Source organism: Rhodococcus sp. LB1, from assembly GCF_001583455.1.
Classification (GTDB): domain Bacteria; phylum Actinomycetota; class Actinomycetes; order Mycobacteriales; family Mycobacteriaceae; genus Rhodococcus_F; species Rhodococcus_F opacus.
The window spans coordinates 200,714-222,112 of the sequence record NZ_LTCZ01000334.1 but is presented as its reverse complement, the minus strand read 5'-3'; the positions used below and the strand labels follow the sequence as shown (position 1 = coordinate 222,112).

At 67.7% G+C, this 21,399-nt stretch carries 15 protein-coding genes; 12 read left to right on the top strand and 3 right to left on the bottom strand.

Features of this window, described 5'->3' with window-relative positions:
* Window position 1: 1 nt before the first annotated feature.
* The 10 genes from AZG88_RS34090 (at window position 2) to AZG88_RS34045 (ending at window position 15,492) form a co-directional block, all read left to right on the top strand.
* Window positions 2-952 (top strand): glycosyltransferase family 2 protein, encoded by a 951-nt coding sequence (locus AZG88_RS34090; RefSeq protein ID WP_061700320.1) that lies wholly within the window; start codon window positions 2-4, stop codon window positions 950-952.
* Window positions 949-2,259: a glycosyltransferase family 2 protein gene (locus tag AZG88_RS34085; RefSeq protein ID WP_061700319.1), complete on the top strand. Its 1,311-nt coding sequence runs from the start codon at window positions 949-951 to the stop codon at window positions 2,257-2,259. Before AZG88_RS34090 ends, AZG88_RS34085 begins: the two co-directional genes overlap by 4 nt.
* Window positions 2,243-4,018, top strand: coding sequence for an alpha/beta fold hydrolase (locus tag AZG88_RS34080; RefSeq protein ID WP_061700318.1), 1,776 nt, complete (start codon window positions 2,243-2,245; stop codon window positions 4,016-4,018). Before AZG88_RS34085 ends, AZG88_RS34080 begins: the two co-directional genes overlap by 17 nt.
* A 2-nt stretch (window positions 4,019-4,020) precedes the next feature.
* Window positions 4,021-5,394 carry a lipopolysaccharide biosynthesis protein gene (locus AZG88_RS34075; RefSeq protein ID WP_061700317.1) on the top strand — a complete coding sequence of 458 codons (1,374 nt, stop codon included), beginning with the start codon at window positions 4,021-4,023 and terminating at the stop codon, window positions 5,392-5,394.
* Complete coding sequence (locus AZG88_RS34070; RefSeq protein ID WP_061700316.1) at window positions 5,381-6,625, top strand: hypothetical protein; 1,245 nt, start codon at window positions 5,381-5,383, stop codon at window positions 6,623-6,625. The genes AZG88_RS34075 and AZG88_RS34070 overlap by 14 nt, the downstream gene beginning before the upstream one ends.
* Before the next feature lie 2 nt (window positions 6,626-6,627).
* Complete coding sequence (locus AZG88_RS34065) at window positions 6,628-7,299, top strand: DUF998 domain-containing protein (protein WP_005238842.1); 672 nt, start codon at window positions 6,628-6,630, stop codon at window positions 7,297-7,299.
* A gap of 31 nt (window positions 7,300-7,330) precedes the next feature.
* Window positions 7,331-8,128: a glycoside hydrolase family 16 protein gene (locus AZG88_RS34060; RefSeq protein WP_061700340.1), complete on the top strand. Its 798-nt coding sequence runs from the start codon at window positions 7,331-7,333 to the stop codon at window positions 8,126-8,128.
* Window positions 8,121-10,229, top strand: a complete 2,109-nt coding sequence (locus AZG88_RS34055; RefSeq protein ID WP_061700315.1) for a hypothetical protein — start codon at window positions 8,121-8,123, stop codon at window positions 10,227-10,229. The genes AZG88_RS34060 and AZG88_RS34055 overlap by 8 nt, the downstream gene beginning before the upstream one ends.
* A gap of 55 nt (window positions 10,230-10,284) precedes the next feature.
* Window positions 10,285-11,124, top strand: coding sequence for a glycoside hydrolase family 16 protein (locus AZG88_RS34050; RefSeq protein ID WP_061041489.1), 840 nt, complete (start codon window positions 10,285-10,287; stop codon window positions 11,122-11,124).
* A gap of 393 nt (window positions 11,125-11,517) precedes the next feature.
* Window positions 11,518-15,492, top strand: a complete 3,975-nt coding sequence (locus tag AZG88_RS34045) for a bifunctional diguanylate cyclase/phosphodiesterase (RefSeq protein ID WP_061700314.1) — start codon at window positions 11,518-11,520, stop codon at window positions 15,490-15,492.
* A gap of 36 nt (window positions 15,493-15,528) precedes the next feature.
* On the opposite strand, the gene efeB is transcribed toward AZG88_RS34045, so the two are convergent.
* The 3 genes from efeB to efeU are packed head-to-tail and all read right to left on the bottom strand — an operon-like array spanning window position 15,529 to window position 18,876.
* Complete coding sequence (gene efeB / locus AZG88_RS34040) at window positions 15,529-16,809, bottom strand: iron uptake transporter deferrochelatase/peroxidase subunit (RefSeq protein ID WP_061041488.1); 1,281 nt, start codon at window positions 16,807-16,809, stop codon at window positions 15,529-15,531.
* Between the two features lie 2 nt (window positions 16,810-16,811).
* Entirely contained in the window at window positions 16,812-17,951 is a 1,140-nt protein-coding gene (gene efeO, locus AZG88_RS34035; protein WP_061041487.1) for an iron uptake system protein EfeO, read from the bottom strand.
* A 16-nt stretch (window positions 17,952-17,967) separates the two neighbouring features.
* Window positions 17,968-18,876: an iron uptake transporter permease EfeU gene (gene efeU / locus AZG88_RS34030; protein ID WP_061041486.1), complete on the bottom strand. Its 909-nt coding sequence runs from the start codon at window positions 18,874-18,876 to the stop codon at window positions 17,968-17,970.
* Between the two features lie 245 nt (window positions 18,877-19,121).
* Here efeU and AZG88_RS34025 point away from each other — a divergent pair, with 245 nt between their 5' ends.
* Window positions 19,122-19,892 carry a lytic transglycosylase domain-containing protein gene (locus tag AZG88_RS34025; RefSeq protein WP_037179302.1) on the top strand — a complete coding sequence of 257 codons (771 nt, stop codon included), beginning with the start codon at window positions 19,122-19,124 and terminating at the stop codon, window positions 19,890-19,892.
* A 196-nt stretch (window positions 19,893-20,088) separates the two neighbouring features.
* A complete protein-coding gene (gene eno / locus AZG88_RS34020) occupies window positions 20,089-21,375 on the top strand; it encodes a phosphopyruvate hydratase (protein ID WP_005238851.1) in 1,287 nt (428 codons plus the stop codon).
* The last annotated feature ends 24 nt before the right edge of the window (window positions 21,376-21,399 follow it).

The following is a 21,399-nucleotide window of genomic DNA, read 5'->3' as shown; positions in this document are numbered from 1 at the left end:
CATGACGGTGTCCACACTCGTGTCCTGCTCCGTCGTGATCTGCGCCTACACCACCCAACGGTGGACCGACCTGTGTGCTGCAGTCGACTCGGTGCTCACGCAGAACGTGCCCGTGCTCGAGGTCCTGGTGGTGATCGACCACTCCGAGGAACTGTTCTCGCGTGCCGAACGGCACTTCGCAGAGCAGACCCGGGTGACCGTGCTGCGTAACTCCGGGTCGAAGGGGCTCTCCGGAGCCCGCAACACGGGCGTGCGCGCGGCGCGCGGCGACATGATCGCGTTCCTCGACGACGATGCGCGCGCCGAACCCGACTGGTACCGGGTGTCCGCCGCCCACTACTCCGACCCCGACGTGCTCGGTGTGGGGGGATTCGCGAGTCCCGTCTGGCCCGCGGACCGCCCCGTGTGGATGCCCGCCGAGTTCGACTGGGTGGTCGGCTGCAGCTACGTCGGCCAGCCGACACGTATCGAGCCGGTGCGGAACTTCATCGGCTGCAACATGTCTCTTCGGCGCACGGTCTTCGACGCCGTCGACGGGTTCAGCGACGGGATCGGCCGGGTCGGGACGACGCCGGTCGGGTGCGAGGAGACCGAACTCTGCATCCGGATCCGCGCCCACCAGCCCACTGCGCAGCTGCTGTTCGACCCCGCGATGAAGGTGGCGCACCGCGTCAGCGACGACCGCACCACGTTCCGCTACTTCCTCTCGCGCTGCTTCCACGAGGGCATGTCGAAAGCGCTGGTCTCCGATCTCGTCGGGGCCGGCGACGCGCTCAGCAGCGAACGGGCGTACACCGCGCGTGTACTCCCGCGAGCCGTCGTCACGGGAATCGCCTCCCCGCGGCACGGCGGACTGGCCCGGGCCGGTGCTGTGGTCGCGGGGCTCACGGCGACCACAGCCGGCTACGTCCGGGGTCTCGTCGGTCTGCGATCGAAGCGGGTGACGGAATGACCGGAACACTCGATCGCCGGATCGACCTCGCGCCCGCTCTCGTGAGTGACGAGGCACCGACGTGGGACGGGGCCGTCTGGGTCGGCGAACTACGCGGTCCCGTCCGAGACGACACCGAATACCGGCTGGAGCGAGCCGAGGGGTATCGGCGTGCCCGGCTGCTCGTGCGAGAAGAGCGCACCCTGTTGGGATTCGTCGAGCTGGACATCGAGGACGGCGGACTCGACGCCGCCGCATTGCGGCGCGCATCGGATGGGCTCCTGCCGGGAGCGGTGGCCGAAAGCGCCGCCGCCACCGCCGCATCCGGCCCTTCCGTCACCGTGGTGGTGTGCACCCGGGACCGGGTAGACAGCCTGAAGGTCGCCCTGGAATCGATCCTGTCGCTCGACCATCCCGACTACGAGGTGATCGTGGTCGACAACGCATCCCGCACGGATGCCACGCAGCGGTTCGTCACCGAACTCGGCGACCCCCGTGTGCGCGTCGTGACCGAGCCCCGCCCGGGCCTGTCCCGGGCGCGCAATGCGGGCGTCCGCGCGGCGAACACGGAGATCGTCGCCTTCACCGACGACGACGTCGTCGTCGACCCGCACTGGCTCACCGAACTCGTCGCCGGATTCGGCGCCGGTAATGCGGTGGCGTGCGTGTGCGGGATCGTCCCGAGCGGGGAGATCCGCACACCCGCGCAGGCGTACTTCGATCAGCGGGTGGGGTGGGCGAGTTCCTGCGTCCCACGGTTGTTCGACCTCGCGCACCCGCCCGCCGACGTGCCGCTCTTCCCGTTCCAGGTCGGCGTCTACGGCACCGGTGCGAATTTCGCGGTCGATCGGCAGGCCGTGTTCGCGCTGGGTGGTTTCGACGAAGCGCTCGGGGCGGGAGCCCCCACCGACGGTGGCGAAGACCTCGACATGTTCTTCCGCGTACTGCACGCCGGGCGGCAGTTGGCGTACCGGCCCGGGGCTGTCGTGTGGCATCGGCACCGGGCGGACAACGATGCGCTCGCCGTCCAGGCGCGCGGCTACGGACTCGGACTCGGTGCCTGGCTGGCCAAGATCGCCGTCGACCCCCGCACCGCCTGGCTCGCAGCGCGCATCGCCGTGCGGCAGGCGCCGACGTTTCTCCGTCTGTCGCGGAAGATGTCCCGCGTGGCCACCCCTCCGGACGGTCTCGCCGACGACCTTCCCGTGGGGATCGGAGCCACCGAGCTGCGGTCCATCGCGCGTGGTCCGTTCGCCTATCTGAAGGCCCGAGTGGAGGGCCGGGATCCGGCACCGCTGAGGGGGTTGACCGATGAGGGCCCATCCTGATCTCGCCGGCCGCACCGACGGCACCCGGTTCGCCACCTGGTTCGGACCGGAGGACGCGCCGCTGTTCGGCGTCGTCGATCTTCCCGCGGACGGCCGCTGCCGCGGTGCCGTCGTCCTCTGCCCGCCGATCGGCAAGGAACAGGTCGATGCGTATCGCGGAATGGTGTATCTCGCCCAGCAATTGCGGGCTCGCGGTCTACTGGTGTTGCGGTTCGACTACCGCGGCACCGGTGACTCGCCGGGCGCCCAGGACGATTCCGACGCGGTCGCCGGATGGCTCGAGAGCATCCGGAGGGCCGTCGATTTCGTGCGCAGCTGCGGCATCACGGACGTCGGGCTGGTCGGCCTCCGGGTCGGCGCCCTGCTCGCCGCACAGGTCGCCGCGACGTGCGGTCCGGTGCGGGCCGTGACCTTGTGGGACCCGGTGGTGCGCGGCCGCGCCTACCTGCGCAAGCAGACCGCGCTCCACCGGATGGTGGTCGGTCCCGAGGATGCGGACGATCCGCGGATCACCCTCATCGGTGCGGTGCTCGCACCGGCCGCGGCTACCGCACTGTCGGCGATGACTCTGCGAGCGGCCACCCCGCCGCCGGGCGCGAAGGTCCTGATGGCGTTGCGGGAGAGCGAGGTCGATTCCGTCGGGATGCGTGAGGCCGTCGCGTCCTGGAACGCCGAGAACTTCTCGGTTCACGACTACGAATCGTTCCTCGAGCCGCCGGACTTCGTGGTCCGGATCCCGTTCGGCGACATCGACCGGATCGCCGACTGGATGTCCGCGTCCTTCGGCGACCAGCACACCGGTGCGGCACTCGATCTCCGCACCACCGCCGTCGTGGATCGGACCGTCGACGGCAGGCACGTCGTCGAGACGCTGGGCTTCGCGGGAGCATCCGAACTCTTCACGATCCGAACGTCCGTCGCGGCGGAGCGGGGTGCGGCGCCCAACCCTGCGGCGCCGACCGTGATCTTCCACGGCACCGCCAACGAGCACCGCGTCGGACCGGTCCGGCTGTGGGCCGAGACGGCGCGCGAACTCGCCGCCCACGGGATCGTCGGCGTCCGCTTCGATCGTCGCGGCACCGGCGACACCGGCACGGTGCAGCGCGGCGAATGCACCACCATCTACACGGACGAATCCCGGGACGACGCCGTCGACATCATCTCCGTCAGCGGTGCGCAGCCCGAATCGGCTGTGCTCGTGGGCATGTGTTCGGGTGCGTGGAACTCGAGCTACGCCGCCCTCCGGCGTCCCGTCCGGGCGGTGGTCCTGGTCAACATGGCGGACTGGACCATCACCCGTCAGGCGTTCGTGAAGCAGTCGATGATGGACGCCGACCGGGGTTCCCTGAAGGGTGCAGCGCTCGCGCTGCTCCACCGGCACGCGGCGACGGCGAAAAGGTACCTGCGGGTGTGGATGCCGTACCGCTACTGGTTGTGGCTGGGCCGGGCCGGGTTGCTGCAGGTGCCGGAGGTCATGCTCGCTCCGCTGAACGAGCGTGGCGTGCACACCACCGTTCTGCTCTCGCCGATCGACTACGCCGCGTTCGTCGAGAACCAGGGCGAGCGCAGCCTTCGCCGGCTCCGGCGCGCCGGCTGGAACGGACGCCTGGTGACGTACCCGTCCGGCGATCACTCGCTGTACAGCACCGCCCTGCGGGACAGGGTCCTGCGGGACGTCCTCGCCACCACGCTCGGCGAACTGACCGTGGGCCCTGTCGACGACGCCCGTGACGATTCCCGGCCGGAGTTGGTCGGGTAGCCATGGGATCCCCGACAGCGACGCAGTCGCAACTACGCGCGAAGCACCGTGCCGAGCAGCCACCGCACTCCGCGGGGCGGAATCTGCAGCTCAACTCGATGGCCCTGATGCTGTCGAGTGTCGTCACCGGTGTACTCGGCCTCGCCTTCTGGGGCGCGGCCGCGCGATTGTTCCCCGCCGATCAGGTGGGCGTGGCGTCCGCTCTCATCTCGACGGCGATCATGCTGTCGACGCTGTCGAATCTCAGCCTCGGCTCGATGTTCGAGCGCTTCCTGCCCGTGGCGGGCCACCGTGCGGGACCGTTGCTGGTCAAGGGTTTCGCCGCCGTGGCCACACTGGCCTTCGTGTCGGCCGTCGGGCTCATCGTCCTCGGTCCGCGGGACACGCTGTTCGAGAACAACCTGGAAATCGCGATCTATCCGGTGTTCGTCGTCGTCCTCGCACTCTTCGCTCTTCAGGACCAGACGGTCTCAGGGCTGGGCGTGGCCCGCTGGGCGGCGTCGAAGAACGTCTTCCACGCGCTGGCCAAACTGCTCGCGGTCGTGGTGCTCGCGGCGTCGGGGTCGGCGCTCGCCATCGTCGCGTCCTGGGGGGTCACCGCGGCGATCGCCGTTGTGGTCGTGTTGACGTCGATGGGCCTGCGCATCCGGTCCGACCCTCGATACCGGCAGGTACCCGCGCTGCCCTCCAACAAGGAACTCGGAGTGTACTTCGGTTCCTCGTACGGCATTTCGGCGCTGGGGGCCATCGCCCCGCTCGTCGTCCCGCTGATCGTCGTCACTCGGGTCGGCACCGCGGCGAACGCGTACTTCGCAGTGACCTGGTCGATCGTCAGCGCCCTCTACATCATGGTGAACCTCATGGTGGGCCCGTTCGTCGCCGAGGCCGCCGCGCATCCGGACAAGATCGTCAGCCTGTCGCGCCGGTTCGTCCGCACCATTGCCGTGGTCGCGGTGGTGGGCGGATTCGGGCTGGCCTTCGTCGCGCCGCCCGCACTCGGATTCATCGGTGACGAATACCGTGCGGAAGGAACGCCTCTGCTCCACCTCGCCGCGGTGTTCGTGCCTCTCACCGTCATCGGCGCCGTCTACGACGGTCTCGCGCGGGTGTACCGCCGGCTGACCCTCGCCGTCGTCACCCAGTGCCTGGCCACGGTGGTCATCATCGTCGGCAGCCTGGTCTTCAGCGCGTCGATCGGGGTCGCGGGTGTGGGCTGGGCGTATCTCGCGGCCGAGACGCTCACCGCCGTGATCCTCGCAGGACCGCTCATCTCGTGGCTCCGCCGACTCCAGAACCGCGCCAAGTGGGAGCGGTGGCTGGCCAAGAAGAGTATGAATCCGAAACCGATGTGGCAGGTGTCCGATGTCGACGCATAGAGCGAGTACCCGCGACCTGATGCGCAGCGGGAGCCGGATGATCACCGCGATCGGTCCCGTCCGACTGCCGAGCATCGGCGAGATCCGGGACACGCTGACCCTGCTCGCGCACGCGGGTGGGCGGCACACCCCGATCGGTCTCGTCCCGGCCCCCGGGTCACGCCGGTGGGAGCACCGACCGCAGGACTTCCTCGGGCAGGTACGGGAACTCGAACCCTGTACCCGGGAGGAGGTGCCGCAGTTGCTGACCCGGCTGGCACGGTCGGGTGCGTCCGCGCACGCGCTGAACGTCGCGGTCGCGGGTGATTTCCTCCTGCTCGACATCTCCCACGGACTCGGCGACGGCAGGCTCGCGCTGTCTCTCGTCCGTGCCGTCGCCGGCGGCCGCACCGGGACGCCGGTTCCGGAATGGGCGCGGACCCGAGACAGCGCACTGCCGCTCGCACGCGCCCTGACCCGGACCTTCGCGTCGACCCCCACACGTGTCGCGTCGCTTCTCGAGTCCCGGCCCGCTGCCACACACGGTTCCGGATCGGCCGGGGTGGTCGTGCCGTGGCACCGCGCGCCCACCGCGGTCATCGCGTCCACAGCGTCCGGGACCACCGCAGAACTGCGTCGCTGGCGGGATCGGGAAATGCCCCGGGCGTCGGTGTCGTCGTTGCTGTTCGCGGCCGTCGCGCGGGCAATGCGGAGTCATGGACTGGCTGTCGACGACACGGTCGACGTCCTCTTCGACTGCCGCCGGTACCTTCCCGAGGCTGCGACGGTGAACGGTAACTTCGCTGTTCTGGTGCGCTTCTCACTGTCGGACCCGGGTGATGCCGCCGAGATGAGCGCGGCGATCACGCAGGCCACAGCGTCGGGCCGGCCGCTCGCCTCGCTCGCACTCAGCACCGCCACGTTCCGCAGGCGGGTGCGGGCCGGCAGTGCGCACGCGCAGGCCACCCACGTTCCTGCGGACCCCCGGACGCGGCTCGTGTACTCCGACATGGGAGAGGCCGCACTGCTGGCCGATCTCGACTGGACCGACGAGCCCGGCCGGCGTCTCGTCACCGCACTGAGCGAACCGGCCGACCCTGCATCGATCGTCTTCAACTCGGTGCGCCACGGTTCCGAACTGGACGTGTCGGCGTCGCTGCACGACAACGTCTTCGACCCCGAACTCGTCCGCACCGCACTCGCGGACGCATTGTGCGACCCACTGTCTCTACTGTCTCGAAGGATGTTCTGACCATGCCCTCACACGTCCTCGAGACATCGAAGCGGACTCCGCTGTACCTCACCGTTGCCGTCCTGCAGTTGTTCGTCGTCGAATTCCTCGTCGCCGGCACGTGGCGCGGTCACTACAGCTACTCCGCCAACTTCATCAGTGACCTCGGCGTCCCGTTCTGCGGCACGGACGGAAACGCGCCGTGCAGCAAGACATCACTGCTGATGGACGCGTCGTTCGTGGTGACCGGACTCGCCTACATGGTTGCCGCCGTCCTCTGGCACCGCATCGAACGGGTGCTGCCGCCGGCCCCTGTCGTCTTCCTGGTGGTGGCCGGGATCGGCGGAGTAGTGGTCGGTCTGGCGCCGTCGAACACGCACTGGGAACTGCATTCACTCGGCGCCACGCTGTTCCTCATCTTCGGCAGTCTCTTCACACTGACGACGGCACTCACCGTCTGGCCTCGGATATCCGGGCCGGCAACGTACCTCGCCCTCGCACTCGGGGTCCTCGGACTGGTGGGGTACTTCTGCTTCACCTACTCCTGGGACCTCGGACTCGGCGTGGGTGGTATCGAACGGGTCGCGGCCTACTCGGCGATCCTGGGGTTCGTCGTGTGCGTCCACCTCGTGACACAACTGCCGTCGGTTCGACATTCGGCCGTCGTCCGGGTCGGAGACAGTGCCGGTGCATAGGCAGCTGAACCGTCCACGCAGAACCCGCGCCGTGTCTGCGGCCACGGTGTTCCTCGCGCTCGTCTGCATCGGCGCCACCGGGTGGTACGCGTCGAGCGATGTCGCGCAGGCATCGAGGAAGGCCGAGTCTGTGCTCATGTTCGACGATTTCGTCGGGCCCGCCGGAACCGCGCCCGACCCCCGCTACTGGGGACACGCAGTCGGGGGAGGAGGCTGGGGAAACGACGAGGCGCAGGTCTATACGGACGATCCCGTCAATTCCCGGCTCGACGGCGAGGGCAACCTCGTGATCGAAGCACGTCCCGACGGGTCGGGTTACACGTCCGCCCGGCTTGGCACCCTCGACCGCTTCGCATTCCAGTACGGACGGGCCGAGGCCCGCATCAAGCTGCCGAGCGGACAGGGCCTGCACCCGGCGTTCTGGTTGATGGGCACGGACGTCAACCGTGTGGGCTGGCCGCAGTCGGGGGAGATCGACGTGATCGAGACGATCAACGACGCGTCGTTCTACCACAGTGCGCTGCACGGCCCCTCCGCGGACGGCACGCCCTGGGAAGTGAAAGCGGAAGGCAGCGGGAACATGTCGGAAGATTTTCACGACTACTGGGTGGAGCGGTCGCCGGACCGGGTCACGTTCGGTATCGACGACGCGGTGACCGGCGAGTTCTCGCGTGCCGACCTGGCCCCAGGGCAGGAGTGGGTGTTCGACAAACCGTTCTCCCTGTTGCTGAACGTCGCCGTCGGGGGACGGTGGCCGGGCGACGTCGGAGCCGACACGACGTTTCCCGCCACGATGCTCGTCGACTGGGTGAGGGTCACCGATGAGTGATCTGCTCACTGCGGAGCGCCTCGACACCAGGGCTCCGGAGCTGACCCGGTACTACGACGTCGCCGCGCTGGCCTCGGCGGTCGCGGGACTGACGTCCCTGGCGCCGCTTCCGTCGTCGGTGAGTTCGGTGCTACTGACGGTGTTCGTGTTGCTCGGACCGGGTCTCGCGATCGTGACGTGGATGCGGATACCGGTCGCCGCAGCCGTCGCGGCCGTCCCCGTTCTCGGACTGTCCGTGGTGACTGCGGCCACCACCGTCGTGGCCTGGTTCTACCGATGGCCCGCGACGGGTCTGCTGCTGGTGATGGTCCTTGCCGTCGTAGTGTCCGCGCTGCGGCATCGGTGGCACGACACCGGCGCCGAGCCGGTTCGCGCGGTGACCGTGCAGCAGGTGTCGCTCCGTCTGTCGCAACGGTGGCACGTTGCCCGCCGCAACCGGCCCCTGATCCTCGTTGCCGTGGCGCTCGCCGTGTGGGTGGTGGTTCTCTTCGGGCTCGGCTCCACTGCGTACTCACAGTTCGGTCTGCTGTTCGTCGGCAGCGGGCCCGGCCTGGTGGTGTGCGCGCTGATGATGCTCGGTGCGTTCGTCTGGGCTCTTCGCAAGAGGGCTGTCGGGACCGCCGCCGTGGCCGTGCTCGGCGTGATCGTGGTGGAACGGCTCACCCCGACCCTCATCACCGACGTGCCCATCTACGGGTGGACGTACAAGCACCTCGGCGTGGTCGACTACATCCAGCAGTTCCAGACACTGCCGCCCAAGGGCGTCGACATCTACGGCGAGTGGCCGGGCTTCTTCACCGCGTTCGCGTGGTTCGGCGACATCACGTCCGCGGACATGATGTCGATCGCCCACTGGTTCGCGCCGGTGATCCACGTGCTGCTGGCGGTCGTGATCGCCGCGATCGCCCGGCTCCTCGGGTTCGGCATGCGGGTGGCACTGACGGCTGCGATGGTGGCGGAACTCGCCAACTGGGTGGGGCAGGACTACTTCTCGCCGCAGGCCATCGCCCTCGTCATGGCGCTGGGTGTGGTGGCACTGCTGGTGGTGTCGACGGAGCACCGCTCTGCGGCGTACCTGTCGATCCTCGTCTTCGCCGCTCTGGTGCCCACCCACCAGCTGACCCCGTACTGGCTGTTCGGCGTGACAGTGGCCCTGGCGGTGACGCGGAAGATCCGTCCGTGGTGGATCCCGGTTCCCTACTTCGGGATCCTCGTCGCCTATCTCGTTCCCCGGCTGGACATCGTGGCACCGTACGGGCTGCTGTCCGGTTTCAACCCGGTCGACAACGCCGCCAGCAACGTGACCGCCGTCGGCACGTTCGGGAAGATCTTCACCTCCGCCGTGTGCCGTTCCCTGTCAGCGGGCATCATCCTGCTCGCCGTGGTCTGTGCGATCGTCCTCTGGCGTCGCAAGCGTCCCGCCTGGGTCGCGACCGTCATGGCGTTCAGCTCGTTCGCGCTGCTGGCCGGTCAGAGCTACGGCGGTGAGGCGATCTTCCGGGTCTATCTCTACGCCGTGCCCGGGTGCGCGATTCTCATCGCGCCGATCCTCGTGGACGCCCTCACGATCAGGTTCCGGTCCGGATTGCTCCGTCGAGTCGTCCCGGTCGGACTCGCGAGCGGACTGGCGTACGTGACGTTCGCGGGCCTGCAAGGCTATTTCGGGCTGTGGTCGCTGGTCATCGGGTATCAGTCCCAGGTGACGTTCGCAGCGGACATCCTCGCGAACGAGAAGCCGCCGGCGACGATCATGTCGCTCTATCCCGCCGGTCTTCCCACTCGGGTCAGCGCCGACTACATCACGTTCGCCGTCGTCGACAAGGACTTCGATCAACCTCTGCTGGCCTTGCCCCCGGCCGTGCTGGAGGGCTTCCCGCACGGCGGCCAGATCGAGATGCTCACCGCGGATGCGGCGGAACGCGCCGGCGACACGTATCTCGTGTTCAACACGCAGGGCACTGCCGCCATCCGCTACTACGGCTACCTTCCGGACGGATCCGTCGAGAACTTCGAGGACCAGATGCGGTCCAGCCCGGACTGGTCCGTGTACGCGCAGGACGACAACAGCACGATCTTCCGTTACACGGGGCCGCGCCGGTAACGGCCACGTCGCGTATTCGGTCACGACCGGTCGCGGCGACGCCTAGCATCGGCACATGCGGCGGATGCGCTCGGCCCTGGTCGAGATTGCGTTGACGTGCTCGGTGGCGCTGTGCGCGCTGTCCCTCACCCCGGCTGTTGCCGCCGCCGTGCCCGGCGGTGGAGCCGTCCGGACCGCCTACCCCGGATACACCGTGATCGGCAGCGACGAATTCGACGGACCCGCAAACGCGGCACCCAATCCACTGTTCTGGGGCTACGACCTCGGCGGCGGTGGGTGGGGCAACAACGAGAAGCAGGTGTACACCGACTCCCGGCAGAATTCGCGGCTCGACGGCAACGGTCGCCTCGTCGTCGAGGCCCGCAGAAACGGTGGCGGATTCACGTCGGCTCGACTCGTGACCCGTGGAAAGTTCGAATTCACGTACGGGGTGATCGAGGCACGGATTCAGGTACCGTCCGGTCCGGGAATCCATCCCGCGTTCTGGACGCTCGGAAGCAACATCACCAGCGTCGGGTGGCCTGCCTGCGGCGAGATCGACATCCTCGAAGTGATCGGGGACGGTTCGCGATACCACGCGGGAGTGCACGGCCCGACCGTCGGCGGCGGGCACTGGGAACGCTCGACGGACGGCTCTATCGGTGCGAACCTCAGCGCAGGTTTCCACGATTACGCCCTGATCAAAGCGCCCGGCCGCATCTCGGTGGGCATCGACGGGAACATCGTCGGCACGGTCACCACGGCGGACCTGCGACCCGAGGAGCGCTGGGTGTTCGACGCCCCGGCGTACCTGCTGCTCGATGTGGCCGTCGGCGGGAACTGGCCCGGACCGGTCACGTCGTCGACTCGCTTTCCCGCCACCATGCTGGTGGACTGGGTGAGGTTCTCCCAGTGACGTCCGGGACGCGCGAGTTTCGGGTGTGAATAGAATCAGCTTCATGGCCGTGTCGAACTCAGAGTGCCGCTGCGGCCACCCATTCGCCGCTCACGAGCACTACCGCAAGGGCACGTCCTGTGCACTGTGCGACTGTCCTCGGTTCCGGCGGCCGCTTCCCCGGTTGATCCGGAAGCTCGTCGGCCGCTGACCGCGATCCGCGCACGTAGTGGTGCGGATCGGGCAGCGATGTCGAACGCTCGTGCTCGCCCGTCTGCCTTACGGTGACGACGGAAACATACTACGGGTATCTTTCTGGACTATATTTCAATACGTGCGTCGTGCAAAGATGGATGTCTGGATACTTTGAATCCAATAATTCACTGACGGCAGGCGGCAGTTCGGGTGGTGACGATGGGACATCGTACAGCCGAGCGGGTGGGGACCTCGTCGAGTGCCCAGGCCGTGTGGAGAGGCGGTCTGTGGGCGATCGCGGTCGCATTCATCGTCCCGTCGCTGCTTTTCGCGGTGGGGTGGTGGTCGGGATGGGATGGAGCGTTCACGACGATCGTGATTGCCGACGTGAGTTTGCTGGTGTTCGCTGTGCTCGCCACTGCGTGTGCCGCCTGGGCTGCCTGGGTAGGGCGGGGCATGGTGCGCCACAGCTGGTCGGCGTTGGCAGGTGGGCTGGCGGCGTGGTCGGTCGGTCAAGCCATCTGGTGCTACTACGTGGTGAAGGAGGGAAGTGATCAGATACCGTTCCCCTCCGCGGCGGCTGCGGCGTATCTGTTGTTTCCGGTCGGCGCATGCGCGGCGTTGTTGCTGTTCCCGGCCGGTGACAGCGGACACTCCCGTACCCGGCTGATTCTGGACGGAATCATCGTGGCCGGTTCACTGTTCGTGGTGTCGTGGGTGAGCGTGCTCGGCAGCGTGTACCACGCGGGGAGCGACACACCGGCCAGCCTCGTGTTGTCCCTCGCCTATCCTGTCGCGGACCTGGTGATTGCGACGATGGCGATTGTGGTGCTGACCCGAGCGGTGGCCGGGCAACGCCTGACCCTGGGATTGCTGTGCATCGGGATCATCCTGATGGCACTGTCTGCCAGCGCAGTCTCCTACCTGACCGCGCTGGGCACCTATCGCAACGGCGGTGTGACCGACCTGGGCTGGGTGGCCGCCTTCGTCGCGATCGGGCTGGCGGCACTGTCGAGCACCCGCACACCGTCACCCGAACCGGTCCCGGTGCAGATTCCGTCCCGGGCACGGTTGTGGTTGCCGTACGTTCCGTTGTTGCTGGCCGTTGCCGTCGGCCTGCAGCGGGAGCTGCCCGGACTGGGCTCCGGCCCGATTCCCGCTGCGATCATGGTCCTGGTGTTCGCCTTGCTGTCACGGCAGTTCATCGTGTTGGCCGAGAACCGGCGGTTGTTGCTCACCGTCGCCCGACAGGCCTTTCGCGACCGACTGACCGGACTGGCGAACCGTGCGTTGTTTCTCGACCGTCTCGACCAGGCAGTGCAACGCCAACGGCGGGAACTGACACCGATCGTGGTGTTGTGTGTGGACCTCGACGATTTCAAAACAGTCAACGACAGCCTCGGCCATCCCGCAGGGGACGAGCTGTTGATCCGCGTTGCCGAACGGCTCACCGGGTGCATGCGGAGCACCGACACCGTAGCCCGGCTCGGAGGTGACGAGTTCGCGGCCCTGGTCGAAGGGAGCGTCGAGGATGCCCTGTCGGCCGCAGATCGGGTGCTGGAGGCATTCATCCCGCCGTTCGTCATCGACGGTGTCGCGCTCTCCATCCGTCCCAGCATCGGGCTGACCATTGCCACCTCCGAGGTCCCCGACGCGACCACCGAGAGCCTGCTCAAACAGGCAGATTTGGCAATGTACGCGGCCAAACGCTGCGGCGGTGGCTGCCTTCGCAGTTTCACGCCGAATCCGGCCGGCTTCGAGGAGTTCGACGGGCGACCCTATGTCGACCACCACGCCTCCCGCACCATCGACACCCGGCACGGGGAGATCGAGAAACTGCCTCGAGCCGTGGAACCCGCGACAGACCAGGCGCTCTCGGGGTGGGGTACCGCAACTGGATTGACGTCGGCACACAGCCGAACACGGCCATTTCGGACCGGCTGGGTGTCGCCACCCGGTCGGTCACGGCGCGGTGTGACGGCGGTGTTCGGGATTCTGCTGATTTGTGCGGTCCTGTACGGGATCTCGATCGCGGTAGGTGATCAGGCCGGCTGGATGGTGCTACGCGAGGCGCTCTACGACGGAATGACGCTGTCGGTCGCCTTCGTGGTCGCCGCTCGCGCGTGGTGGGTGCCGGCCGAGCGCCAGGCGTGGTGGCTGATCGCGCTGGGGCTGACAAGCTGGTGCGTGGGCGATGTCGTGGCGATGTCGTGGGTGCCTGAGGGGCAGTCCCCATCGGTGGCCGATCCACTGAAGTTGGCGTTCTACCCACTCGTCTACACCGGGCTGGTGTTGCTCCTCCGCGCGCGAGCGCGGCGGCTACCGGCAGAGATCTGGTTGGATGCACTCACCGCCGGGTTGACGCTGGCGGCTCTGGCAGCGGCCCTCGCATTCGGTCCGATCGAGTCGGTGGCGAGCGGGTCCCCCGCAGCGGTGATCGTCGGGTTGGCGTACCCGGTGGGAGACGTGCTGCTCCTCGCGCTTGCGGTCGGCGCCCTCGCAGTGCTGGGTTGGCGTGCCGAGCAGCGGTGGGTGCTGCTCGTTGCAGGGTTCATGCTGTTCGCGGTGGCCGACACCGTTTACCTGTTCCGTAGTGCTGACGGCTACGTCGAGGGCACGTGGATCGATGCGCTCCCGCACGCCGCGGTGGTGCTGGTGGCCTTGGCCAGTTGGCGGGCCCCCGGCCGACGGCGATCCAATCAGCTTCCCGGACTGGCTATCTGGGTCCCCCCGCTGGTGTGCACCGCTGCGGCGGTGGGCCTCCTGGTGCTCGACCACGATGCGAGGCTGTCGCGGCTCGCGGTGGTTCTGGCCGCGCTCAGCCTGGTCGCGGTCGCGGCCCGATTCGCAGTGACGTTCCGTGAAGTGGTCGTCCTGACCGACAGCCACCGCGAGGCGAGGACCGACGACCTCACGAACCTGGCAAACCGGCGGGCAATCACGGCCGCGTTGACGGCCGAATACTTCGACCATGTGGCACAGCCGGCCGGGCAATCCCACCGCCCGGGTCCCGGCATGCTGCTGATGGATCTGGACCGGTTCAAGGAGATCAATGATTCCTTCGGACGGTACGTGGGCGATCAATTGCTGCGCCAGGTCGCGGACCGGCTGGCGCGGTCGGTGCGACCGGGTGATCTGCCGGCCCGGATAGGTGGAGACGCGTTCGCGGTCCTACTCCCGTCAGGGATCGATCTTACGGAAGCCCGTGCGCTGGCTGGTCGTCTCCTCGACGCGTTGCGCGAGCCGTTCCACCTCGATGAGATCACCGTTCACGTCGAGGCGAGCATCGGGATCGCCCTCTGCCCGCAACATTGCGCCAACCCCCAGGACCTTCTTCAGCGCGCCGGGGTGGCGATGTATCGGGCCAAGTGCGACCGCCGCGCGCTCGAGGTGTACGACGCCGCCGAGTACCAACGCAGCATCGAGGAGAGGCAGTCCATCGAGGAGTTGCGCACAGCGATCGCCGGCGACGAGCTCACGTGCTACTACCAACCGAAGGTCAGCGCGTGCGACGGGCAGGTGCACAGCGTCGAGGCTCTCGTTCGATGGGAGCACCCTCGCCACGGCCTACTCCTGCCCGATCAATTCCTTCCTCACGCCGAACAGTCGGGCCTGATGCGCCCACTGACGACGAGAGTGCTGGAGCTTGCCCTGGGTCAAGCGCGCACCTGGCTCGATCGCGGGATATCGCTGACCGTCGCGGTGAACCTGTCGGTCACGAATCTGCTCGACGCAGACCTGGTTGCCGAGATCGACCGGCTCTTGAAGGACTTTCGATTACCCGCCGACGCACTCATCCTCGAGATCACCGAAAGTGTCCTGATGACCGACTACATGCGCGCCAGAAGGGTGGTCGAGGCGCTGCAGGGTCTGGGAATCGGATTGTCGATCGACGACTATGGCACCGGGTGGTCCTCCCTTGCCTATCTGCAGGACCTTGCCGTCGATGAGCTGAAACTCGACCGGGTCTTCGTCGCCCGCCTCGCCAGCGACCCTCGATCCGTCGCGATTGTGCGATCGACCGTGGAGCTCGCGCACAGCCTGGGCGCGTCCCTGGTCGCCGAAGGTGTCGAAGACGAGGAAACCCTGAGGGCCCTGCGTCGATACGGCTGCGACGTCACCCAGGGGCATTACCACGGCCGCCCGCTGCCTCCCGACCAGCTCGACCTTCGGTTGCTCGGCCGGCACCGTTGATGCGATACGACTGTCCGGCGCGTTGATCGGGACGCTCTACGTGAACAGGCCCTGACCCCAGTACTGCCCCTCGGCGAGGCCGGGCGGGCAGGCGAAGAGGGCGGAACCGACGTGCTGGATGTACTCGTTCATCGCGTCGTTCCTGGACAGGTTGAGCTGCATCGGCACGAACTGTTCCTGTGGGTTGCGGCAGTAGGCGATGAAGAAGAGTCCGGCGTCGAGGTGGCCGAAACCGTCGGAGCCGTCGGTGAAGTTGTATCCGCGACGCAGGATCTGGATGCCGCCGAGTTCCTGAGCGGATGCCAGTCGCACGTGCGCGTCGACGTCGATGACGGGGTCGTGACCCTTCTTGGAATCGAAGTCGAGTTCGTCGAATTCCGCCTTGCCGCTGAGGGGGGCGCCGGTGCCCTTGGACCGTCCGATCACGCGTTCCTGCTCGCCGAGCACGGTGCGGTCCCACTGCTCGATGAGCATGCGGATCCGCCGCGCCACGAGGTACGCGCCGCCGCCCATCCACGCCTGGTCGTCGTCGGACGCCACCCACACGTGCTGGTCGAGGACGCCGGGTTCCTCGGCCTTGATGTTGTTCGTTCCGTCCTTGAACCCGAACAGGTTTCGCGGCGTGTCCTGGGTGGTCGACGTCGACGAGGTGCGGCCGAACCCCAGCTGCGACCACCGGACGGAGGCCGTCCCGAACGCGACGCGCGCCAGGTTGCGGATGGCGTGGACGGCCACCTGCGGGTCGTTGGCGCACGCCTGGATCGCGATGTCGCCGCCGCTGCGCGCCGGATCCAGGTTGTCCGCCCGGAAGTGCGGAAGCTCTTCGAGCGCCGCGGGTTTCTTGGACGCGAACCCGAAGCGGTCGTCGAACAGCGAGGGCCCGAACCCGATGGTGAGCGTCAGCTGGGACGCCGGCAGGCCGAGCGCCTCCCCGGTGTCGCTGGGCGGAACGTAGGCTCCGTCGCCGATGGCACCGTCCGGGGTGGCCTCCTCGCCCGCGGTCATCCGCTGGGCCATCTCGGTCCACTTCTTCAGCAGTGCTTCGAGTTCCTCACGGGACTTCGTGGTGACGTCGAACGCCACGAAGTGCATCCGGTCCTGCGCGGGTGTCACGATGCCCGCCTGGTGTTCACCTCGGAAGGCGACGACGTCGGCGTGCGAGAGCGGCGGTTCGGCGGCGGTGGCACGCCCGACCAGTGCGCCGGCGCCGGCGAGGGCGGCTCCCGCCCCGACGGCGCCGAACAGACGTCGTCGGGACACTCCCTTGCGCTCGTCCACCGAGGTGGTCGTGTCGGTCGTACCGGTCGGATCAGTCATGATTATGCGCCTGCTACCACGCCCTGGACCTGGCTGACCTCGGCCGAGAGGGCGTCGATCTTGCGCGACAGTTCCTGGCGCTGTTGTTCGTTGACAGTGTCGTAGAAGACGAACCCGTCACCCTGGCGGTATTGAGCGAGTTCGGCATCGAGGTCCGCGAAACGCTGGGTGATGTTCGCGGCCAGTTCGGGATTGCGTTCGTCGATGATCGGCTGCAGTGCGGCGACCGCGGCCTGCGAGCCGTCGACGTTGGCCTGGAAGTCCCACAGGTCGGTGTGCGAGAAGATGTCTTCCTCACCGGTGATCTTCGACGTCGAGATCTCGTCGAGCAGTCCCTGCGCGTCGCCGGCGATCTTGGTGGGATCGATCGTGTAGTCCTCGGCGTTCACCTGGTCGGCGAGGTACTGGACGTCGACGACGAGTTGGTCGGCGATCGCGTTGGTGTCGGGCTGGGGACCGGTGACCCACAGATCCTTCTCGAGCCGGTGGAAGCCCGTCCATTCCTGCCCGGGTTCGAGGTCGGCCTCCCGCAGGTCGAGCTTGGGGTCGAGTTCGCCGAAGCTCTCCGCCTCGGGCTCGATGCGCTCGTAGTAGGTGCGGGAGACGGGGAAGAGTGCCTTGGCCTGATCGATGTTGCCGGCCTTGACGGCGTCGACGAACTGCTGCGTGGTGTCCTGCAGGGCCACGACCTGACTGCGGATGTAGCGGCGGTAGCCGTCGGCGGCCTCGGCGAGCTGTCCGCTCTCGTCGGAGGCGCTCATCGAGTCTCCGGTGACGGTGAACTCCTGGCGGATGCCGTCGCCGACCATGCCGGGCTTGCATGCGAGCTGGTAGGTGCCGGCGTCGGGCAGCGACACGATGAGCTGGCGGGTGAGGCCGGGACCGATGTTCTCGACCTCGCCCATCGCCCGGTCGCCCTCGGCGAATACGTAGAACTCGGTGACCTTGGTGCCGTTGTTCGTGACCTGGAACGTGCTGTTCCCGGTGGTCCCGGAGTCGGCGCTGACGTCACACGTGTCGTCGCTCGCGGTGACGGTGATGTCGTCGGTGCTCGCAGTCGACTTCTCGGTGCAGCCGGCGAGCGCCAGCGGCAGTACGGCGACCGAGGCGAGGGCGAAGGTGGTTCGGCGCGTGGTCTTCATGGGCGGAAGGTGCCTTTCATGAAACGGTCTCGTCGGGGGTGGGGGAGGCGGTGCGCTCGGGTGCCGCGGGGGCCGGTGTGGGTGCGGCGACGGGCCGGAGGAACAGGAAGAGGACCACGACGACGTACACGACCCAGGCGACGGCCTGCAGGACCGTCGGGTCGGGCCGGAAGTTGAAGATGCCGGCCAGGACGGTGCCGTACCAGCTGGACGCGTCGTAGCCGTCCGAGATGTCGAAGGCGAGTGCCGAGCCGCCGGGCAGGACTCCGCCGATCTGCAGGGCATGAATGCCGTACCCGAGGATTCCGGCGGCGACGATGATCAGGAAGATGCCGGTGTACTTGAAGAACTTCGCGAAGTCGAGCCGGACGGCGCCGAAGTACAACAGGACCGTCAATATCGCGGCGGCGACGATACCGAGCAGGAGGCCGACGAGAGGCCAGGCGCTACCCGCTGTGTTCTCTGCGTACCCGACCATCAGGAGCGCCGTCTCGACGCCTTCCCTGCCGACGGCGAAGAACGCAAGGGTGAGCACCGCGATGGGCCCCGCGACCAAAGCTTTCTCCATGCCCGCCTTGAGGTCGTGGGAGATGGTCCGCGCGGCCTTGCGCATCCACAGCACCATGACGGTGACGATCGCGACCGCGACGAGGGACGCGACGCCGGCGATGACCTCCGCGGTGAGTCCGGTGACGGTGGACGTTCCGTAATGGATGACGAGGAAGATCGCGGCCACCATCGCGACGGCGATACCGACGCCGAGCCAGACCCACTTGAGTGCATCCTTGCGCTCCGCTTTCACGAGGAACGCGGCAAGGATCATGACGACGATGCCTGCCTCGAGGCCCTCGCGCAGACCGATCAATCCACTGCCGAACAGCTGTGTGGCGATCGACGGCGCGGTCCCTGCGGCGAGGACTGACATGCACACTCCTGGGCGAGGCGGGGTCGAGCCGAGTGGTCCGCAAGGTTGGGTAGGCAACCTTGCAGTAGGCAAGGCGAACCTTAGCCCTGAAGAAAAACATACACCGCGCCTGCTAATCCGAAGAAGCCCTCACCAGCACTTTTACAACCCTTTACCTTTGGTGTGTTGCCTCGCCGCGACCCGGCGCGGTGCGGGTGCCGTCCCGCGTGGCCGGGATCGACGAGTTTCGTGTGGATGATGGAGACGTGAACCGATATCCCGCGCGGCCGAAACGTCGTTCCCGATGGCCCGGACCGCTGTTCGCTCTTCTCGCGGCGACGGTGGTCGTGGTTCTCGCCTACGGCGCATGCTCGCGGGAGCAGCAACCGAGGATCGCGATTCCGGAAGGCATCCCACCCGGGCCCGGCGCGGCCACCCCGCCGATCGACATCAACGCACCCGGGCGTTCGGCGGATCAGCTGCACGGATGGTCCGCCGGGCTGGCCGACTCGATCGGCGTCGGGAGTACCGCGCTCGAGGCGTACGGCTACGCGGCGACGGTGATGGCCGAGACGAAGCCGGAATGCGGAATCGGGTGGACCACCCTCGCCGGAATCGCGAGTGTGGAGAGCCGGCACGGCACCCACGCCGGTTCGGCGGTCGGGCCCACCGGTCAGGTGACGCCCGAGATCCGGGGTATCCCCCTCGACGGGGGACCTGGTGTCGCCGAAATCCCCGACACCGACGGCGGGGCGATGGACGGTGACCCGGTGCACGACCGCGCGATGGGTCCACTGCAGTTCATTCCCGAGACCTGGAAGCGGTGGGGGGTCGACGCGAACGGTGACGGCGTGGCCGACGCCGACAACATCGACGACGCGGCGCTGACCGCCGCCCGCTACCTGTGCGAGCGTGGCGGCGACCTCACCGCTGCGGAGGGCTGGCAGTCGGCGCTGATGGCCTACAACCTGTCGGGGGAGTACCTCACGCTGGTACGCGACCGGGCGTCCGCCTACTCGGTCGGGGTTCGCCCGTAATCCTTCCACCACCACTTTGTGACGTGATCGGCGCCACATCGATGGGTGTCGTGCGGACGGCTCGCCGTCCGCGGGGCGCGCCATCCCGCGCCGGTTTCGGTGTGCCGTTACGCTGTGTGCTGGCACGATCTGGTGTCCCTGGCACGATCGGACCGGTCGATGCACAGTGCGAAGCCCATATAAGGAGAATCAGCAAGTGTCCATCATTGAGCAGGTCGGAGCCCGTGAGATCCTCGATTCCCGTGGTAACCCCACGGTGGAGGTCGAGGTGCTGCTCGACGACGGAAGTTTCGCTCGCGCCGCGGTCCCGTCGGGTGCATCGACCGGTGAGCACGAGGCCGTCGAATTGCGTGACGGTGGCGACCGGTATGGCGGCAAGGGTGTCGAGAAGGCCGTCGAGGCCGTCCTGAGCGAGATCGCTCCGGCCATCATCGGGATCGACGCCACCGAGCAGCGGACCGTCGACCAGGCCCTGCTGGACGCCGACGGCACCCCGGACAAGTCGCGTCTGGGCGCCAACGCGCTCCTGGGTGCGTCGCTGGCGGTGGCCCGCGCGGCTGCCGAGTCGTCGGGTCTGGATCTCTTCCGTTACGTCGGTGGCCCCAACGCCCACGTCCTTCCCGTCCCGATGATGAACATCCTCAACGGAGGTGCGCACGCCGACACCGGTGTCGACGTCCAGGAGTTCATGGTCGCCCCGATCGGTGCCGCCACGTTCAAGGAGTCGCTGCGCTGGGGCGCCGAGGTGTACCACGCCCTCAAGTCGGTGCTGAAGGAGAAGGGCCTGGCCACCGGTCTCGGTGACGAGGGCGGCTTCGCCCCCGACGTCGCGGGCACCAAGGAAGCACTGGACCTGATCAGCGTCGCCATCGGCAAGACGGGCCTGGTCCTGGGCACCGACGTGGCACTCGCACTCGACGTCGCCGCCACCGAGTTCTACACCGACGGCACCGGCTACAAGTTCGAGGGCAGCAACCGGACCGCGGCCGAGATGTCGGCGTTCTACGCCGAGCTGGTCGATGCCTACCCGATCGTGTCCATCGAGGACCCGCTGGACGAGGACGACTGGGACGGCTGGGTCGCCCTGACCGATCAGATCGGCAACAAGGTCCAGCTCGTCGGTGACGACCTGTTCGTCACCAATCCGGAGCGTCTCGAAGAGGGCATCGTCAAGGGTGCCGCGAACGCTTTGCTGGTGAAGGTCAACCAGATCGGCACGCTGACCGAGACCCTCGACGCCGTCGACCTCGCGCACCGCAACGGCTACAAGACGATGATGAGCCACCGGTCCGGTGAGACCGAGGACACCACCATCGCCGACCTCGCGGTCGCCGTGGGCAGCGGTCAGATCAAGACCGGTGCCCCCGCACGCAGCGAGCGTGTCGCCAAGTACAACCAGCTGCTGCGCATCGAGGAGAACCTGGGCGACGCCGCCCGCTACGCCGGCGAGGTCGCGTTCCCGCGGTTCGCGTTCGAAGGCTGACGTTCGACAGTCGAGTAAGGGGTG

Bases quoted from the DNA above. Each gene is read 5' to 3' on its own strand.
- AZG88_RS34090 (WP_061700320.1), top strand. From the start codon at position 2: ATGACGGTGTCCACACTCGTGTCCTGCTCCGTCGTGATCTGCGCCTAC.
- AZG88_RS34085 (WP_061700319.1), top strand. From the start codon at position 949: ATGACCGGAACACTCGATCGCCGGATCGACCTCGCGCCCGCTCTCGTG.
- AZG88_RS34080 (WP_061700318.1), top strand. From the start codon at position 2,243: ATGAGGGCCCATCCTGATCTCGCCGGCCGCACCGACGGCACCCGGTTC.
- AZG88_RS34075 (WP_061700317.1), top strand. From the start codon at position 4,021: ATGGGATCCCCGACAGCGACGCAGTCGCAACTACGCGCGAAGCACCGT.
- AZG88_RS34070 (WP_061700316.1), top strand. From the start codon at position 5,381: ATGTCGACGCATAGAGCGAGTACCCGCGACCTGATGCGCAGCGGGAGC.
- AZG88_RS34065 (WP_005238842.1), top strand. From the start codon at position 6,628: ATGCCCTCACACGTCCTCGAGACATCGAAGCGGACTCCGCTGTACCTC.
- AZG88_RS34055 (WP_061700315.1), top strand. From the start codon at position 8,121: ATGAGTGATCTGCTCACTGCGGAGCGCCTCGACACCAGGGCTCCGGAG.
- AZG88_RS34050 (WP_061041489.1), top strand. From the start codon at position 10,285: ATGCGGCGGATGCGCTCGGCCCTGGTCGAGATTGCGTTGACGTGCTCG.
- AZG88_RS34045 (WP_061700314.1), top strand. From the start codon at position 11,518: ATGGGACATCGTACAGCCGAGCGGGTGGGGACCTCGTCGAGTGCCCAG.
- efeB (WP_061041488.1), bottom strand. From the start codon at position 16,809: ATGACTGATCCGACCGGTACGACCGACACGACCACCTCGGTGGACGAG.
- efeO (WP_061041487.1), bottom strand. From the start codon at position 17,951: ATGAAGACCACGCGCCGAACCACCTTCGCCCTCGCCTCGGTCGCCGTA.
- efeU (WP_061041486.1), bottom strand. From the start codon at position 18,876: ATGTCAGTCCTCGCCGCAGGGACCGCGCCGTCGATCGCCACACAGCTG.